Here is a 16,379-nt window from a genome sequence, read left to right as displayed (position 1 = left end):
GGGGGTGACGGCGAGCAGGGGTGGGAAGCACGAGGTGGGCGGGGTGGCGTCGTAGATCTCTACGATGCCACCCCGCCCGGTCCCTGTACGGATGCCTCAGTGCGGTGCGGTCAGTGGGCTCCGGTGCCGGTCAGCGAGCGGACCTCCAGTTCGGCGTACTTCCGGGCGTCCGGCTCCTCCGTGGAGAGCAGGGATCCCAGCCAGCCGAGCAGGAAGCCCAGCGGGATGGAGATCAGGCCCGGGTTCTCCAGCGGGAAGACGGCGAAGTCCGCGCCGGGGAACATCGAGGTCTCCTTGCCGGAGACGACCGGTGAGAAGAGCACCAGCAGGACCGAGGAGGCCAGGCCTCCGTAGATGGACCACAGCGCGCCCCGGGTGGTGAACCGCTTCCAGAACAGGCTGTAGAGGATCGTCGGGAGGTTGGCGGAGGCGGCGACCGCGAAGGCGAGCGCCACCAGGCCGGCGACGTTCAGCCCGCGGGCGAAGACGCCCAGCACGATGGCGACGGCGCCGATGCCGACGGTCGCCCAGCGGGCCGCGCCGACCTGCTCCTTGTCGGTGGCGTTGCCCTTGCGGATGACGTTGACGTACAGGTCGTGCGCGAAGGACGAGGACGAGGCGAGGGTGAGGCCGGCGACCACCGCGAGGATGGTGGCGAAGGCCACCGCGGAGATCACGGCGAGCAGGATGGCGCCGCCGGTGGAGCCGGCGCCGCCGCCGATCGCCTCGGCGAGCAGCGGGGCCGCGGTGTTGCCCGCCTTGTTGGAGGCGGTGATCGTCTCGGGCTTGATGAGGGCGGCGGCACCGAAGCCGAGCGCGATGGTCATCAGGTAGAAGACGCCGATGATGGCGATGGCCCAGTTCACCGACGTACGGGCGGCCTTGGCGGTGGGGACCGTGTAGAAGCGGATGAGGATGTGCGGCAGGCCGGCGGTGCCCAGGACCAGCGCGATGCCCAGCGAGATGAAGTCGACCTTCGAGGTGGCGGTGGCGCCGTACTTGAGGCCGGGTTCCAGGAAGGCGGCGCCCTTGCCGCTGTTCTCGGCGGCGGCGCCGAGCAGCGACGAGATGTCGAAGTGGAACCTGACCGCCACCAGGAACGTGATCAGCAGGGTGCCGGCGATCAGCAGCACCGCCTTGACCATCTGGACCCAGGTGGTGCCCTTCATGCCGCCGATGGTGACGTAGAGGATCATCACGATGCCGACGAGGACGACGACCAGGATCTTGCCGGCCTCGCTGGTGATCCCGAGCAGCAGGGTGACCAGGGCGCCGGCGCCCGCCATCTGGGCGAGCAGGTAGAAGATCGAGACGATGATGGTGGAGGTGCCGGCGGCGGTGCGGACCGGGCGCTGGCGCATCCGGTAGGCGAGGACGTCGCCCATGGTGAACCGGCCCGAGTTGCGCAGCGGTTCGGCCACCAGGAGCAGCGCGACGAGCCAGGCGACGAGGAAGCCGATGGAGTACAGGAAACCGTCGTAGCCGAAGAGGGCGATGGCACCGGCGATGCCGAGGAAGGACGCGGCGGACATGTAGTCGCCGGAGATGGCCAGGCCGTTCTGGAAACCGGTGAACTGCCGGCCGCCGGCGTAGAAGTCCTCCGCGCCCTTGGTCTGCCGGCCGGCCCAGACGGTGATGCCGAGGGTGGCGGCGACGAAGACCGCGAAGAGGGTGACGATCAGGGCGCGGTGCTCCCCCGCGCCGCCCGCTGCGAGGTGGAGCGCGAACGGCTGCTGGAGGGTCTGCTGAAGGTGGCTCATGCGTGGTCCTCCAGGCGGGACGTGTCGCCCTCGCCCTCCGGGCGGGACGTGACGGCTCCGCCCTCCAGGCGGGACTTGATGGCCTCGGCCCTGGGGTCGAGCTTGGCGGCGGCGTGCCGGGAGTACCACCAGGCGATGAGGAAGGTGGTGACGAACTGGGCGATGCCGAGGACGAAGGCGACGTTGACGTTGCCGAGGACCTTGGTGCCCATGAAGCCGCCGGCGTAGCTCGACAGCAGGACGTACCCGAGGTACCAGGCGACGAAGGCGACGGTCAGCGGGAAGGCGAACGAGCGGTGTGCGCGGCGGAGTTCGTCGAATTCCGCGCTCGACTGCACCTGGAGGTAGTCGGGCGGCTCATGGGTACCCGGATCGAGGGTCGGTGCGGCGCTCACGGGGGTCTCCTGACGCGAGGGGGCTGGTGCTGAGGCCGAGGATAAGGCCCGGATAAGTGACGTGGATCACGCATCGTAGGGCCGTGTCCCGCCATGCGTCAGGGGGCCGTTGGGCGACTCGTCGAAGAAACGGGGGAATGCGCGCACCGACCGCCACCGCGCGCGGGACGCTTCGTTGAGCCGGATGTGACTGAGCCGCCCCAGCAGGTCCCGCCCCCGCCCGGTCCCCGTCGGCGCCCGTACGGCAGCGTCCGGCTGCCGGCGCCGCTCACCGCCCCTCCTGCGCAGCCCCGGCCCGCCGCCGACGCCCGCCGTTGGTACGGCCGGCGGATCGCCCTGCCGCCGCTGAGCCTGGGCGCCCTGCGCCGGCACGACTGACCGGCCGCTCGCCGCCGCAGCGGTGCACCATCCGACGGAGCGTCAGTGTGCCCTGACTGAACGGGTTTTCCCGACTCCATTGCTGTGTGTCGCTGATCGCCGATAACTTCACCTCTCACTGCATCCGCCCGTGCGCGACCCGCGCGCGGGCGGTCTCACGGATGATGTGGAGTACCCATGGCACATCCCCGATCCAGACGCGTGCGGGCGCTGGCCGTACCGCTCGGTCTGGCTCTGACGGCGTCCCTCGGCTTCCTCCCGAACGCGGCCACCGCCGCGCCCCAGGACTCCGCCCCGGCCGCCGCGGCATCCGCCGACGGCCCGCTGCTCTCGTACGTCGTGAACACCACGCCCGACCACGCCACGGTCGGCCGGGTCGAGAAGGCGATAGCCAAGGCCGGCGGGAAGGTGATCGTCGCCCATGAGCAGATCGGCGTGATCGTCGTCCACTCGGCCAACCCGCAGTTCGCCGCCACTCTGCGGGCGGTGCCCGGCGTGCAGACCGCGGGCGCCACCCGCACCGCGCCGCTGAAGGCCTCCGGCACCACCGACGTCGGCAAGCCGAAGAAGGTCGACCTGTCGGCGTCCCAGCTCAAGGCGGTGGGCAGCGCGGCGAAGGCCAACGGGCAGGAGCCCCTCGAACCGCTTCAGTGGGACCTCCCCGCCATCAAGGCCGACAAGGCCGCGAAGGTGAACCCCGGCAGCCGCAACGTCACCGTCGCCATCATCGACACCGGCGTGGACGACACCCACCCGGACCTGAAGGCGAACTTCTCCGCGAAGCAGTCCGCCAACTGCGTGGGCGGGGTGGCCGATACGTCCAAGGGCGCGTGGCGGCCCTGGAACCCGGAGACCGACTACCACGGCACGCATGTGGCGGGCACCATCGCCGCCGCGCGCAACGGCGTCGGCGTGGCCGGTGTCGCCCCGGGCGTGAAGATCTCCGCCATCAAGGTGAGCGAGCCGGAGACGAGCCTGTTCTACGCCGAGAGCGTGGTCTGTGCCTTCGTCTTCGCGGCCGACCACGGCGTCGAGGTCACCAACAACAGCTACTACGTCGACCCGTGGATGTTCAACTGCAAGGATGACGCCGACCAGGCGGCCATCGTTGACGCGGTCGGCCGTGCGGCGAGCTACGCCCAGCGCAAGGGTGCGATCAACATCGCCGCCGCGGGCAACTCCGACCTCGACCTGGCAGCCACCAAGCTCACCGACAGCGGCAGCCCCAACGACTCCACCCCCGTCGAACGCACCGTCAACCCGAAGACCTGCTGGGACGTGCCCACCCAGCTGCCGGGCACGGTGACGGTCGCGGCGACCGGCGTCAACAAGCAGAAGTCGTTCTACTCGAACTACGGCCTCGGCCAGATCGACGTGGCCGCACCCGGCGGCGACTCCAAGCAGGTCCCCGAACTGCCCGCCAAGAACGGCAACATCCTCTCCACCATGCCGGGCGGCGACTGGGCCTACCTGGCCGGCACCTCCATGGCGACCCCGCACGTCGCGGGCGTGGCGGCGCTGCTGAAGAGCGCCCACCCCAAGTCCAGCCCGCAGGAGATCCAGTGGCTCCTCAAGCAGCAGGCGGACAACCCCGGCTGCCCCACGGGTGACACCACCTGCACCGGCACCAAGCACGTCAACAGCCACTTCGGCTACGGGATCGTCGACGCGCTGGACGCGGTGAAGAAGTAGCAGAAGCAGCAGCAGAAGAAGCAGCGGGCGCGGTCCCCGGAGCCCTGTCCGGGGACCGCGCCCACCGGGCCGCCGGCCCGGTCTACGGCACGCCCGCCCCGGGAGCCGCCGGCACCGGCCGTGGCGCGGGCCGGGGGTCCGGGTCGGCGGCCGCCCGCAGCACTCCGCCGGCCAGCGCGAACTGGGCCGCGACATAGGTGAGCATGATCCAGAGCTGGGGAACCGGCAGCTGCGGCCAGTGTGCGATACCGCTCGCGATCAAGGTGTCGGAGAGCAGGAAGAGCAGCCCGCCCAGGGCGGCCCCGGGCCCCGCCCGCAGGGCGCCGAACGCCATCGCGGTGAGCAGCAGGCTGTAGCCGGCGACCGGGATCCGCAGCTCGGCCGGGAGGTCCGGCCACAGCAGCGCCACCGTGCCGGCCAGCAGCACCCCGTACGCGGCGGCCGGTCCGGCCGTGCGCCCGCGCCGGCCGCGCCCCGGCCAGGTCCCATGGCGGGCGAACAGCAGCAGGTAGCAGACGTGCCCCGCGGCGAACGAGGCCATCCCGACCAGGAAGACGGCGCCCCCGGCGCCGGCGCCGATCTGGAGGAAGGTGTCGCCGCCGCAGCCGAACAACAGCGCCCCGGCCAGCAGCACCGGGCCGCCTCGGGCCAGCACATAGCCGGCGAGCACCGGCATCAGCGCGGGCTTGGTGAGCTGCACGGCGACCGTCGCCCCGGCGGCCAGCGCCGTCAGGTGCACGACGGCGAGCACGGCGAACGCCGCCAGCAGCGGCCGTACGCCGGCGGGCCACCGCGCCGTCATACGACCGGCTCCTCGACGGAGGAACGCGCGGCACCCTTCGCGCCCTTCAGGTCGTTCGCGCCCTCCAGGTCCTCGGCGCCGTTCGCGCCCTGCTCCGTCCGCTCGGCCGGCTGCCAGCCCGGTCCGCGGAACACCCGCCCGGCGCGCTCGCTCCAGCTGTCCGCGGCCCGGACGTCGCGCGCGATGGCGGCGTACTCATGGGTGGCCACCCGGAGCGGGTTGAACGTGCCGATGTTCTTGGTGAGTCCGTAGACCGGGCGTTCCGTCTCGGCGACGAAGGAGCCGAACATCCGGTCCCAGACGATCAGGATGCCGCCGAAGTTGCGGTCCAGGTAGCCGCCCTGCGAGGCGTGGTGGACGCGGTGGTGGGACGGCGTGTTGAAGAGGAACTCGATGGGGCGGGGCAGGGTGCCGATCCGTTCGGTGTGCACCCAGAACTGGTAGACGAGGTTGGCGCCGGAGGTGAAGGCGATCGCGGCCGGATGCACACCGAGGGCGACCAGTGGGACGTAGAACGGCCAGACGGTCCAGGTCGTCCAGGGCTGACGCAGTGCGGTGGTGAGGTTGAACTTCCTGCTGGAGTGGTGCACCACGTGGCAGGCCCACAGGACGCGGATGACGTGGTGCCCGCGGTGCGACCAGTAGTAGCAGAAGTCCTGCGCGAGCAGCATCAGCAGCAGCGTCCACCACAGCACGGGTATCCGCAGCGGGGTCAGTTCGTAGACGGTGGCGTAGATCGCGACGATCGGGATCTTCCACAGGGCGTCGAAGACGAGGCTGCCCAGCCCCATCCCGACGCTGGTGGCCGCGTCCTTGGCTTCATAGCCCTCGGCGTCCTCGTCGGGATGGAGGCGATAGCTCACCATCTCCACCACGGTGAGCAGGACGAAGGCCGGTACGGACCACAACACGACATCGGGCAGGTGCGGCATGCCCCGCACCATAAGGGCGGCGACGGCGGTGCCGCTAGGGGTTGTTACTCAGAAGTATGTGAGACCTGGTGTCAGCTGTCCGGGCCCACGGCGCGCCGCGGCCGCCCCCTCCGCCTGCACGGAGGGGGCGGCCGATCCGCCCTTCACCACACCCGGACCGACCCGCCCCGGGCGAACGCCGGGCTGGTGGCGTTCGCGGGGATGTCCGTCAGGGGTTCGGTGAGTTCGGCGTGGGTCGGGCCGATACGGGCGGCGAGGGGGGCGAGCTGGGCGAGGTCGAAGCCGTATACCCGGGCGGCGTTGGTGCCGAGCATGGCGGCGATCTCGTCGGTGGGCAGGCCCGCGTAGGCGAGGCGGAGGGCCTCGCGGGAGTGCGGGTGGGTGCCCTCGTCGTGGGGGTAGTCGCTGCCCCACATGATCTTGTCGAGGCCGATGCGGTGCCGCAGGGGGACCTCGTGCGGGCGCATGAAGCTGGCGCCCACGTAGCAGTGCTCGCGCCAGACGTCGCTGGGCGAGGTGCCCGCGGTGGCGGCCAGGCCGGCACCGAACTTGGACTCGGCGGTGGCGGCCCGGGCCCCGGCCGTGACCAGCCGGCCGTGGTAGTAGTCCAGCATGTCCAGGACGCCGGGGATCCAGCCGGAGCCCTGTTCGGTGAGGACGAGGCGCAGGCCCGGGTGGCGGCGGAAGGCGCCGCCGAAGATCAGGTGCCACAGGGCGCGGTGCGAGAACCAGGTCGTCTCGACCATGAAGACGGCGCGGGCCGCCGGGTCGTCGCCGAGCGGCGGGGAGGCCGAGCCGCCGTGGTGGGTGACGGGGACGTCCAGCTCCGCGCAGACGGCCCAGAGCGGGTCGTAGTCGGCGGAGTGGAGCTCGGAGAGGCCGGAGCCGGGTGGGGTGCCGGGGAGCAGGACGCCCCCGGTGAGGCCGGCTTCCCTGGTGCGGCGGACCTCCCGTACCGCCTCGTCGACGTCGTTGAGGAGGATCTGGGCGACGCCGGCCCGGCGCCCGGGCGCCTGGGCGCAGAAGTCGGCGAGCCAGCGGTTGTGCGCGCGCAGGCCCGCCCAGCGCTGCTCGTACTCCTCGCGGGTGGGGGCGGGGGCCATGAGGGAGGCGCTGGGGAAGAACGGCGGGATGGTGTTCGGGAAGACGACCTCGGCGACGATGCCGTCGGCCTCCAGCTCGGCCAGCCGGCGGGCGGAGTTCCAGTTGCGGTCGGCGGTGTCGGCGAGCAGGTCCTCGTGCGGGTTGACGTAGCCGGCCGCCCAGGCGTCGAACGCCTCGTGGTAGCCGGACTCCAGGTAGGGCCGGTAGTCCAGGAGGTCGGCGCCGGCGTGGCAGTCGGCGGAGATGACGGTGTAGCGCTCCGGTGCGGTCTCGTCGCTCATGTGTCGGCCCCCAGTACCGGGAAGTCGTGGTCGGTCAGCCAGTGGCGGCCCACGGCGCGGGAGCGCGCCCAGGAGGCCTCCACGGTGCTCTGGTCGGTGCGCTGGTCGAGGTCGGCCGGGGTCGGGCCGATGCGGCGGGCCAGCGGGGCCAGCGCGTCGGTGTCGAAGCCGAAGACCTCGGCGGCGGACAGGCCGAGCATGCGGCGGGTCTCGGCGACCGGGATGTCGTGGAAGGTCTTCCTCAGCCACCCGCGCGTGTCCGGCCAGGTCCCCTCCGGGTGCGGGAAGTCGCTGCCCCACAGGATGTTGTCGACGCCGATCTCGTAGCGCTGGGCGAGTTCCCGGCGCTTGGTGTTGGTGGCGCAGACGAAGACCTGGCGGTCCAGGTACGCGTGCGGGGCGCGGGTGAGTTCGGCGAACGGCGACAGCTTCTTGCCGCCGTGTGCGCCCAGGTAGAGGCGGTCCATGAACCACAGCAGGTTCGGCAGCCACCAGCAGCCCGACTCGGCGATGCCGAACCTCAGGCCCGGATGGCGCTCGAAGACCCCGGACCACAACAGGAACCACAGCGGTCGCGCCGGCCACCAGGTCACCTCGCTCACGTAGATGCCGAGGTGCTCGCCGTACTCGTGGCGGGGCGCCGCCCCCGAGTGCGTCACCACGGGCATCCGGCACTCGGCCGCCGCCGCCCACACCGGGTCGTAGCGGCGCGCGTGGTACGGCTCCTGGTCGACCCACATGGACGGGATCATCAGGGCGCCCAGCCCCGACTCCTTGGCGCGGTGCACCTCGGCGACGACCGCGTCCGGCTCGGCCGTGATGGGCAACAGGGCGACACCGCAGTGCCGTTCGGGGTGCGTGGAGACGAATTCGGCGAGCCAGCGGTTGTGCGCCCGGGCGCCCGCCATGCCGAGTTCGGGGTCCTGGTCGCCGGAGAGGCCGAGCCCGACGCCGAAGGGCGCGGCGGTCTGGCTGTCCACAGCGTCCGCGTCGGGGAAGACGACCTCGGCGGCCACCCCGTCGCCGTCGAGCTCCTTGAGGCGCTGCGCGGCGTCCCAACCGCCGCGCAGGCCCTCCTCGTTGTCGGCGAACCACCGGGCGGCGAACGCCTCGTTGCGGATGCCGAGCCGGGTGGCCTCGGCGCGGCGGGCGCCCTGCTGGCCGAGGAAGTCGTCGAAGGCCCGGTGGAAGCGGCGCTCCAGGTAGGGCCGGTACTCCGCGGTGGGCAGGCCGGCGTGGCAGTCGGAGGAGATGATCAGGTACGGGTCCTGCACGCGCTCCTGGTCGGTCATCACACGTCCCTCATTCAAGGATGAAGCTCTCCAGATACGCCGGGTTCGCCCGGTCCAGCATCGACTGCGCCCTGGCGCGGATCTGCCGGTCGCTGTGCTCGCTCCCGGGCAGCAGCCAGAACCTCTCCGCGGTGATGCCCTCGACAACCAGGTCCGCGACCTGCTCGACCGGTGTGAACAGCACCTCCCGCCCGGCCTCCTTCATGGCGGCCTCCCATTGGTCGAGGCTGCGGTAGGGGGTTCTGCGGGGCCGGGACTTGGCGTACTTCTCCGGGCGGTTGCGATGCGACTCCCACAGTCCGGTGCGCAGCATGTGCGGCCCGGGGAAGAGGACGGAGGCGCCCACCCGCGCACGCTCCGCCTTCAGGTGGGCGTAGAGCGACTCGGTCATCGTCACCACGGCCGCCTTGGTGACCGCGTAGACGGAGGCGGTGGGCAGCGGCGCAACACCGCCGTCGGTGGAGGAGGTGTTGACGACGTGGCCCGGCTCCCCGCCGGCGATCATGCGCGGTACGAACGCCTGGATGCCGTGGAAGACGCCCCAGACGTTGACCGCGAACGCCCATGTCCAGTCGTTCGGTTCGTGCTCCCACATGCGGCCCTCGGCGCCGGAGCCGACGCCCGCGTTGTTGCACAGCACGTGGCACGCGCCGAAGGTGTCGTACACCTCCTCGGCCAGCGCCATGACCTGCTCGCGCTCGCCGACGTCGACCACCCGCGCATGGACCGTCGCACCGTCGTCCCGCAGCCCGGCCGCGGCGCTCTCCAGTGCCGCCTGCTCCACGTCCGCGAGGACCACCGCGAGGCCGTCCGCCGCGAACCGCCGGGCCATGGCGAGCCCGATGCCGCCGGCCGCACCCGTGACGACGGCGACCTGTCCGGCCGCGAGCCGCATCAGACGCTCCCCTCGGGCGGACCGTCGAGGGCCTGCTGCGGGTCGTCGTACCGCTGGTGGAGGTACGGGAGCAGGGCCTCGGCGCTGACCCGCTGGACGACCCTGCCCTGCTGGTCGGTGGTCTTCTCCCCGATGGTGATCTCGACGAGCGTGCGCACGGGGAGGTCGGCGACCGGGTCGTACATGGACTCCCGCAGGACGACGTCGCCGGTGATCCGTTCCAGCGTGCGCACCTTCTCGTTGCGCAGGCAGTGCACGAGCACCGGCTCCCCCTCGAAGCCCGAACCGTCCACCGCCGGGAGGAACTTGAAGTAGAAGTCCGTCTTCCGTGCCGGCTCGGGGAGCGGCAGGGGCCCACTGACCGCGCCGCGCACCTCCACGAACGCGATGCCGTGCCGGGCGAGCGCGGCGCGGACCACCGGCCCGTCGCGCCGCACCGTCACCTCGCCGAGCTTCTTCGGCTCGCCGAAGACCTCCCGGCCGCCGATCAACGCCCGTTCGTGGGTCATCGGCATGACGAGCGGATACCAGCCCTCGACGCCGTCGTGGTCGGCGGCGACCGCGACCGAGCCGGCGCCGAGCGGGTAGCCGGGCAGGTCGACGGTGCTGATGGTGGCCCGGACCAGGGGGCGCCCGGTGGGCCGCAGCGGCGGCGGGAGGACGGCCGCGACCGCGTCCGGGTCGCTCTCCCAGAGGGCCACCACGCCGGTGGACCAGATGTCGGGGAGCTTGCCGCCGGCGGTGCGCGCCTCGGTGATCTCCGCCTCGGTGCGCGCTCCGTAGCGTATGCGTGCCATGTCGTACCGCCCTTCGCAGGTCGTGACCTTCCGGGGGTGCTACCGGCTTCTGTAACACTGTTACACCGCGCCGGACGAAGGGTAAAGAGCCTTGCGCCGACGGGAGTTGTGGGGGTAGGTGAGGGGCATGACACGTACCGCGCTGACCGGCGAGGAGGTGCTCGCGGCGGCCGCCCGGCTGGTGCGGGCCGACGGCCCGGCGGCGCTGACCATGCGCCGGCTCGCCACGGAGTTGGGCACCTCCGTCACCTCCATCTACTGGCACGTGGGCAACCGCGAGTCGCTGCTGGACGCCCTCGTCGAGCGCACCGTCCGGGAGATGGGCGAGATCCATCCCACCGGGCGCACCCCGCACGCCCGCGTCGTCTCGGTCGCCCGCGCCCTGCACACGGCGCTGCGCGAGCGCCCGCAGCTGATCGCGATGGTCCACGAACGCGGCCTGACCGAGCGGATGTTCCTGCCCGCGCAGCAGGCGCTGGTCCACGAGGTGCACGCCGCCGGGCTGCGCGGTGAGCGCGCCGCGGAGGCGGTGCGCGCCGTCCAGTTCCAGGTCGTCGGCTTCGTCCTGGTCGAGCGCGCCCGCGAGCGGTCGCCCGAGCAGCATCCGAGCGAGGGCGAGCTGTGGGACTCCCCCGCCGCCGGGCACGATCCGGCGCTGGCCAGGGCGCTGGCCGGCCCGGCCGACCCGGAGCGGCTGTTCACCGTGTCCCTGGAGGCGCTGGTGACCTCGCTGCTGGCCTCCGGGACGCCCGCGGCGGAGCCGCTGCCCTGAAGGGCGGCGCGCGGGCCGCGGCGACCACCGGTGCCGACCCTCCGGCACGGTCACCACGACCGCCGAGGCCCCTCGGCCGCCGATGCCTCTCTCCACGGCCGAGGTCCCTCGACGCCCGGCGCCTCCGCCCGGTTTGTCCCTTCCGCCCTCAACTCCCGCCCGCCCCCTCGGATCTGCTGCGTCAACAGCGGGCCCGCACGGATCCGCCGCGTCAACAGCGCGCCGTCGGCGGCCTCCCGCAGCGGGCGCCGGGAGGTGGCTCCGTCGACGGCGGTTCGGTGGCTGTCAGTGGTGGCCCGTATCCTCAATGACCATGCTCGAAGACCGCATGGCAGCAGCCGACCCGATCGCGCCGACGATCGGCCAGCAGCCGGGCCCGCAGACGCCGCCGGCGCCCTGGCCGTCCGGGTATCCCCAGGGGTACGCGGTGGTCGACGTGGAGACCACGGGCCTGGCCCGCGACGACCGGATCATCTCCGCCGCCGTGTACCAACTCGACGCACGGGGCGAGGTCCAGGACCACTGGTACACCCTCGTCAACCCGGAGCGGGATCCGGGGCCGGTGTGGATCCACGGTCTGACGAGCGCGGTACTGGCCGATGCGCCGCTCTTCCCCGAGGTCGTCCCGGAGCTGTCCGCGCGCCTGGAGGGCCGGGTGCTGGTGGCGCACAACGCCATGTTCGACTGGTCGATGATCGCCCGCGAGTACGCCCGCGCCACGGCGACCGCCCCGGTGCGCCAGCGGCTGTGCACGATCGCGCTCTCCAAGGAGCTGGGCCTGCCGCTGCCCAACCACAAGCTGGAGTCGCTCGCCGCCCACTACGGCGTGGTGCAGGAGCGCGCCCACCACGCGCTGGACGACGCCCGGGTGCTGGCCGAGGCGTTCCGCCCCAGTCTGCGGCGGGCCGCGCGGGAGAACCTGCGCCTGCCGCTGCTGACCTGCCAGCCGCTGACGGAGTGGTCGGACGCCCCCACGCCCCGGCAGCGCTCCGCCGCCCCGGCGTACCGCCCCGGCTCCTGGCGGCCGTCCCGCAAGCGCCCGGCGTGCCCGTACCCCAACCCGGGGCGCTACGCGGCCGGCGGCCGGCTCGTCCAGGGGATGCGGGTCGCCTTCTCGGGCGACACCTCGGTGGACCGCGAACTGCTGGAGGACCGGGCGATCGAGGCCGGGCTGCACGTCGCGACGAGCGTGTCCCGCCTGACCAGCCTGCTGGTGACCAACGATCCGGACGCCCGGACCGGCAAGACCGTCAAGGCGGCCTCGTACGGCACGGTCGTGATCGACGAGGCGGCCTTCATGCAGCTGCTCCAGGACGTCCAGCCGGCGCCTGCGTCCGGGTGAAGACCGCCCAACACACCCGCCGGCGCCTCGCCCCGCGCCGGCCCCGGCCGCACCCTGTGGCGCATGGCACGTTGTGAGGTCTGCGGAAACGACTACGGGATGACGTTCGAGGTGCACGCGCAGGGCGCGGTGCATGTCTTCGACTGCTTCTCGTGCGCCATCCACCGCATGGCGCCGATCTGTGAGCACTGCCGGGTCCAGATCATCGGCCAGGGCGTGGAGGCCGACGGCAAGTGGTACTGCGGGGCGCACTGCGCCCGCTCGGACGGGCGGGTCGGGATCGTCGACCGGGTCTGACCGACCCGGTCCGTCGCCCGCCGGTCGCCCGCGCGGCGGTGGTCGGGGGCCCCCGAGCCCGGCGGCTGGGGCGCCCCAGGTACCGTCGGGGTCGTGTACCGCTTCCTGTTGTCCCGGCAGTGGGTGATCCTCACCCTCGTGGGTCTCGTGCTGATCCCCGTCATGATCAAGCTGGGCTTCTGGCAGCTGCACCGCCATGAGCACAAGGTGGCGCAGAACCAGCTCATCGCCTCCAGCCTGGCGGCCAAGCCCGTCCCGGTGACCGACCTGGCCGCCCCCGGCCGGAACCTGCCGCACCACGACATGTGGCGCACGGTCACCGCCACCGGGCGCTACGACGCCCCGCACGAGGTCGTGGTCCGCCAGCGCACCGCCGCCGACGAGCAGAGCATCGGCTACTACGTCCTGACCCCGCTGGTGCTGGCGAACGGCGACGCCGTGCTGGTCAACCGCGGCTGGATCTCGGCGGGCAACGACCTCACCAAGTTCCCGGACGTCCCGGCCACCCCCAAGGGCACGGTCACCGTCACCGGCCGGATGATGGCCGACGAGACCACCGCGGTCAGCGGCATCAAGGACACCAAGGGCCTGCCCGCCCGCCAGGTCATGCTGATCAACAGCCGGGAGCAGGCGAAGCGGGTCGGCCGGCCGATGCTCGGCGGCTACATCGAGCAGACCGGACCCAAGCAGCCGGGCGGCACCCCGGAGCTGGTGCCCGAACCGGACCACGACTCCATCGGCCCGCACATGGCGTACGCGATCCAGTGGTGGCTGTTCGCGGCGGCGGTACCGGTGGGCTGGATCGTCCTCGTCCGCCGGGAGCGCCGGGACCGCGCGGCGGCGGCCGCCGAGGGAACCCCGGGGGCGGAGGGCGCCGCCGACGGTGCCGGGGCCCGCCAGCCGGAGGACGCGCCGGCCTAGGAGTCGGGCGTCATCCCGCTCTCCGTGGGCCCGCGGCGGCCGGTGAAGGCACCTCTAGCCCGGACAGCCGTCAGCGTCGCGTAGCGCACCCGCCCGGCGGGAAGGTGCGCTGAGTGCACCCACACATCGAGGACTATGCGCTGATCGGCGATCTTCAGACCGCCGCCCTCGTCGGCCGCGACGGCTCCGTCGACTGGCTGTGCCTGCCCCGCTTCGACTCCGGCGCCTGCTTCGCCGCGCTCCTCGGCGGCAAGGACAACGGCCACTGGACGCTGTCCCCGCACTCCCCCGAGGCCCGAGCCCGGCGCTCCTACCGCGGCGATTCGCTGGTCCTCGACACCGTCTGGGAGACCCCCTCCGGCCGCGTCCGGGTCACCGACTTCATGCCGCAGCGCGACCGTCAGCCCGATGTCGTACGGATCGTCGAGGGCCTCGACGGCAGCGTGGAGATGCGCAGTGTGCTGCGGCTGCGGTTCGACTACGGGCGGGTGGTGCCCTGGGTGCGCGCCACCGAGGGCTGCCGGGCCGCCATCGCCGGCCCGGACTCGGTGTGGCTGCGCACCCCGTCCCAGGGCACCACCTACGGCAAGGACTTCAGCACCCGCACGGACGTCACCGTCGCCGAGGGCGAGCGCACCGCGTTCGTGCTGACCTGGCACCCCTCGCACGAGCCCCGGCCGGACCCGATCGACCCGTTCGAGGCGCTCGCAAGCACCCTGGAGGACTGGCACGCCTGGTCCGCGCGCTGCACCTACGACGGGCCGCACCGCGCCGCGGTGGTCCGTTCGCTGATCACCCTCAAGGCCCTCACCTACGCGCCGACCGGCGGCATCGTCGCGGCCCCCACCACCTCGCTGCCCGAGGAGCTCGGCGGCTTCCGCAACTGGGACTACCGCTACTGCTGGCTGCGCGACGCCAGCCTCACCCTGAACTCCCTGCTCTCCGCCGGGTACCTGGAGGAGGCCGGCGCCTGGCGGGAGTGGCTGCTGCGGGCGGTGGCCGGTGCCCCCGACGACCTACAGATCATGTACGGGCTGGGCGGTGAGCGGCGGCTGCCGGAGTTCGAACTGCCGTGGCTGGCCGGGTACGACGGCTCCGTGCCGGTGCGCATCGGCAACGCCGCCGTGGAGCAGCGGCAGCTCGACGTCTACGGCGAGGTGATCGACTCCTTCCATGTCGCGCGCACCGCCGGGCTTCCGGCGGAGCCGCACGCCTGGAGCATCCAGCGGGCCCTGGTGGACTACCTGGAGTCCACCTGGCGCGACCCCGACGAGGGGCTGTGGGAGATCCGCGGACCGCGCCGGCACTTCGTGCACTCCAAGGTCATGGCCTGGGTGGCGGCGGACCGGGCGGTGCGGGCGCTGGAGACCGATCCGACGCTGGGCGGGGACATCGACCGTTGGCGGGCGATGCGCGACGCGGTGCACCAGGAGGTGTGCGAGCACGGCTACGACGCCGACCGCGGCACCTTCACCCAGTCCTACGGCTCGACGGAGCTGGACGCCGCGACCCTGCTGATCCCCCGCGTCGGCTTTCTGCCGGGGGACGATCCGCGGGTCGTCGGGACCATCGACGCCGTCCGCCGGGAGCTGACGCTCCCTCACCACCCGCACGGCACGGGCCGTGCCCCCATCGGTCTGGTCCGGCGCTACAGCACCGAGGGCGGCTCCGTGGACGGGTTGCCGGGCGGCGAGGGCACGTTCCTGGTCTGCTCGTTCTGGCTGGCCGATGCGCTCCGGTTGAGCGGGCGGCGGCGGGAGGCCGCGGAGCTGTTCGAGCAGCTGCTGGAGCTGCGCAACGACCTGGGGCTGCTCTCCGAGGAGTACGACCCGGTGGCCCACCGCCAGCTGGGGAACTTCCCGCAGGCCTTCAGCCACATCGGTCTGGTGGGGACCGCCTTCGGTCTGCTGGAGGGGGCACGGGCAGACTAGGGCCATGGATCTGGGACTTACCGACCGGACGTACATCGTCACCGGAGCGACCCGCGGCCTCGGCTTCGCCTCCGCCCGCGAGCTGGTCGCCGAAGGCGCGCGCGTCGTGCTCGGCGGCCGCACAGCGGAGAGCGCGGCCAAGGCGGCCGCCGCACTGGGCGAGCGGGCCCTCGGGGTGGCCGCCGACAACGCCGACCCGGAGGCCGCGACCCGCCTGGTGGCGGCGGCCCGCGAACGCTTCGGCCGCCTGGACGGCGTGCTGATCAGCGTGGGCGGCCCGCCGCCCGGCGGCGCCCTGGAGAACACCGACGACCAGTGGCGGGCGGCCTTCGAGTCGGTCTTCCTCGGCGCGGTACGGCTGGCCCGTACGGCCGCCGCCGAGCTCACGGAGGGCGGTGTGATCGGCTTCGTCCTCTCCGGCTCGGTGCACGAACCGATCACCGGCCTGACCGTCTCCAACGGGTTGCGGCCCGGCCTCGCCGGGTTCGCCAAGTCGCTCGCCAACGAGCTGGGACCGCGCGGCATCCGGGTCGTCGGGGTACTGCCCGGCCGGATCGCCACCGACCGGATGACCCAGCTCGACGCGCTCTCCGGCGACCCGGAGGGCACCCGCGCCCGCAACTCCGCGGCGATCCCCCTGGGGCGCTACGGCACACCGGAGGAGTTCGGCCGGGTCGCGGCGTTCCTGCTGTCGCCGGCCGCGTCGTACGTCACGGGCGTGATGGTGCCGGTGGACGGCGGGGCGCGGCACGGCTTCTGAGTCGGGGACCGGGGGCGCGGTCGGTCCG

16 protein-coding genes are annotated in these 16,379 nt (G+C 72.7%); 8 read left to right on the top strand and 8 right to left on the bottom strand.

From position 1 onward, the window contains the following. Positions 1–110: 110 nt before the first annotated feature. Both AB0C96_RS13350 and AB0C96_RS13345 read right to left on the bottom strand, forming a co-directional pair. Positions 111–1,760 (bottom strand): cation acetate symporter, encoded by a 1,650-nt coding sequence (locus AB0C96_RS13350; protein ID WP_362916766.1) that lies wholly within the window; start codon positions 1,758–1,760, stop codon positions 111–113. Next, complete coding sequence (locus AB0C96_RS13345; RefSeq protein WP_362916764.1) at positions 1,757–2,155, bottom strand: DUF485 domain-containing protein; 399 nt, start codon at positions 2,153–2,155, stop codon at positions 1,757–1,759. Before AB0C96_RS13345 ends, AB0C96_RS13350 begins: the two co-directional genes overlap by 4 nt. 186 nt (positions 2,156–2,341) lie before the next feature. On the opposite strand from AB0C96_RS13345, the gene AB0C96_RS13340 reads away from it, so the two are divergent. Both AB0C96_RS13340 and AB0C96_RS13335 read left to right on the top strand, forming a co-directional pair. Continuing rightward, a complete protein-coding gene (locus tag AB0C96_RS13340; protein WP_362916762.1) occupies positions 2,342–2,533 on the top strand; it encodes a hypothetical protein in 192 nt (63 codons plus the stop codon). 177 nt (positions 2,534–2,710) lie between these two features. Next, on the top strand, positions 2,711–4,225 hold the full coding sequence (locus tag AB0C96_RS13335) for a S8 family serine peptidase (RefSeq protein WP_362916760.1): 1,515 nt from the start codon (positions 2,711–2,713) through the stop codon (positions 4,223–4,225). Positions 4,226–4,307: 82 nt separating this feature from the next. On the opposite strand, the gene AB0C96_RS13330 is transcribed toward AB0C96_RS13335, so the two are convergent. The 6 genes from AB0C96_RS13330 to AB0C96_RS13305 all read right to left on the bottom strand — a co-directional run bounded on the left by AB0C96_RS13330 (position 4,308) and on the right by AB0C96_RS13305 (position 10,328). Further along, entirely contained in the window at positions 4,308–5,027 is a 720-nt protein-coding gene (locus AB0C96_RS13330; RefSeq protein ID WP_362916758.1) for a lysoplasmalogenase family protein, read from the bottom strand. Beyond that, a complete protein-coding gene (locus tag AB0C96_RS13325; protein ID WP_362916756.1) occupies positions 5,024–5,959 on the bottom strand; it encodes a sterol desaturase family protein in 936 nt (311 codons plus the stop codon). Before AB0C96_RS13325 ends, AB0C96_RS13330 begins: the two co-directional genes overlap by 4 nt. A gap of 143 nt (positions 5,960–6,102) precedes the next feature. After that, a complete protein-coding gene (locus AB0C96_RS13320; protein ID WP_362916754.1) occupies positions 6,103–7,344 on the bottom strand; it encodes an amidohydrolase family protein in 1,242 nt (413 codons plus the stop codon). Continuing rightward, the gene (locus tag AB0C96_RS13315) at positions 7,341–8,636 is read right to left on the bottom strand and encodes an amidohydrolase family protein (RefSeq protein ID WP_362916752.1); all 1,296 of its coding nucleotides are present in this window, start codon (positions 8,634–8,636) and stop codon (positions 7,341–7,343) included. Before AB0C96_RS13315 ends, AB0C96_RS13320 begins: the two co-directional genes overlap by 4 nt. Before the next feature lie 10 nt (positions 8,637–8,646). Beyond that, complete coding sequence (locus tag AB0C96_RS13310; protein WP_362916750.1) at positions 8,647–9,531, bottom strand: SDR family NAD(P)-dependent oxidoreductase; 885 nt, start codon at positions 9,529–9,531, stop codon at positions 8,647–8,649. Next, a complete protein-coding gene (locus AB0C96_RS13305; RefSeq protein WP_362916748.1) occupies positions 9,531–10,328 on the bottom strand; it encodes an acetoacetate decarboxylase family protein in 798 nt (265 codons plus the stop codon). Before AB0C96_RS13305 ends, AB0C96_RS13310 begins: the two co-directional genes overlap by 1 nt. A 127-nt stretch (positions 10,329–10,455) precedes the next feature. On the opposite strand from AB0C96_RS13305, the gene AB0C96_RS13300 reads away from it, so the two are divergent. The 6 genes from AB0C96_RS13300 to AB0C96_RS13275 all read left to right on the top strand — a co-directional run bounded on the left by AB0C96_RS13300 (position 10,456) and on the right by AB0C96_RS13275 (position 16,351). Continuing rightward, positions 10,456–11,100 carry a TetR/AcrR family transcriptional regulator gene (locus AB0C96_RS13300; RefSeq protein WP_362916746.1) on the top strand — a complete coding sequence of 215 codons (645 nt, stop codon included), beginning with the start codon at positions 10,456–10,458 and terminating at the stop codon, positions 11,098–11,100. Between the two features lie 307 nt (positions 11,101–11,407). Continuing rightward, positions 11,408–12,442: a DEDDh family exonuclease gene (locus tag AB0C96_RS13295; protein ID WP_362916744.1), complete on the top strand. Its 1,035-nt coding sequence runs from the start codon at positions 11,408–11,410 to the stop codon at positions 12,440–12,442. A gap of 63 nt (positions 12,443–12,505) precedes the next feature. Next, positions 12,506–12,739, top strand: coding sequence for a hypothetical protein (locus AB0C96_RS13290; RefSeq protein WP_077192103.1), 234 nt, complete (start codon positions 12,506–12,508; stop codon positions 12,737–12,739). Between the two features lie 93 nt (positions 12,740–12,832). Beyond that, the gene (locus tag AB0C96_RS13285) at positions 12,833–13,660 is read left to right on the top strand and encodes an SURF1 family protein (RefSeq protein WP_362916742.1); all 828 of its coding nucleotides are present in this window, start codon (positions 12,833–12,835) and stop codon (positions 13,658–13,660) included. A gap of 113 nt (positions 13,661–13,773) precedes the next feature. Continuing rightward, the gene (locus tag AB0C96_RS13280; RefSeq protein ID WP_362916740.1) at positions 13,774–15,591 is read left to right on the top strand and encodes a glycoside hydrolase family 15 protein; all 1,818 of its coding nucleotides are present in this window, start codon (positions 13,774–13,776) and stop codon (positions 15,589–15,591) included. A gap of 4 nt (positions 15,592–15,595) precedes the next feature. Beyond that, entirely contained in the window at positions 15,596–16,351 is a 756-nt protein-coding gene (locus tag AB0C96_RS13275; protein ID WP_362916738.1) for an SDR family oxidoreductase, read from the top strand. Positions 16,352–16,379: the final 28 nt, after the last annotated feature.

The sequence above is a fragment of the Streptomyces sp. NPDC048506 genome, assembly GCF_040651315.1.
Taxonomy (GTDB): domain Bacteria; phylum Actinomycetota; class Actinomycetes; order Streptomycetales; family Streptomycetaceae; genus Streptomyces.
Note: the sequence above shows the minus strand (reverse complement) of the source record. Positions and strands in the feature narration are given on the sequence as shown.

What these genes read in the sequence shown, in the direction of transcription:
- AB0C96_RS13350 (WP_362916766.1), bottom strand. Translation starts at nt 1,760, where the DNA reads ATGAGCCACCTTCAGCAGACCCTCCAGCAGCCGTTCGCGCTCCACCTC.
- AB0C96_RS13335 (WP_362916760.1), top strand. Translation starts at nt 2,711, where the DNA reads ATGGCACATCCCCGATCCAGACGCGTGCGGGCGCTGGCCGTACCGCTC.
- AB0C96_RS13330 (WP_362916758.1), bottom strand. Translation starts at nt 5,027, where the DNA reads ATGACGGCGCGGTGGCCCGCCGGCGTACGGCCGCTGCTGGCGGCGTTC.
- AB0C96_RS13325 (WP_362916756.1), bottom strand. Translation starts at nt 5,959, where the DNA reads ATGCCGCACCTGCCCGATGTCGTGTTGTGGTCCGTACCGGCCTTCGTC.
- AB0C96_RS13320 (WP_362916754.1), bottom strand. Translation starts at nt 7,344, where the DNA reads ATGAGCGACGAGACCGCACCGGAGCGCTACACCGTCATCTCCGCCGAC.
- AB0C96_RS13315 (WP_362916752.1), bottom strand. Translation starts at nt 8,636, where the DNA reads ATGACCGACCAGGAGCGCGTGCAGGACCCGTACCTGATCATCTCCTCC.
- AB0C96_RS13310 (WP_362916750.1), bottom strand. Translation starts at nt 9,531, where the DNA reads ATGCGGCTCGCGGCCGGACAGGTCGCCGTCGTCACGGGTGCGGCCGGC.
- AB0C96_RS13305 (WP_362916748.1), bottom strand. Translation starts at nt 10,328, where the DNA reads ATGGCACGCATACGCTACGGAGCGCGCACCGAGGCGGAGATCACCGAG.
- AB0C96_RS13300 (WP_362916746.1), top strand. Translation starts at nt 10,456, where the DNA reads ATGACACGTACCGCGCTGACCGGCGAGGAGGTGCTCGCGGCGGCCGCC.
- AB0C96_RS13295 (WP_362916744.1), top strand. Translation starts at nt 11,408, where the DNA reads ATGACCATGCTCGAAGACCGCATGGCAGCAGCCGACCCGATCGCGCCG.
- AB0C96_RS13290 (WP_077192103.1), top strand. Translation starts at nt 12,506, where the DNA reads ATGGCACGTTGTGAGGTCTGCGGAAACGACTACGGGATGACGTTCGAG.
- AB0C96_RS13275 (WP_362916738.1), top strand. Translation starts at nt 15,596, where the DNA reads ATGGATCTGGGACTTACCGACCGGACGTACATCGTCACCGGAGCGACC.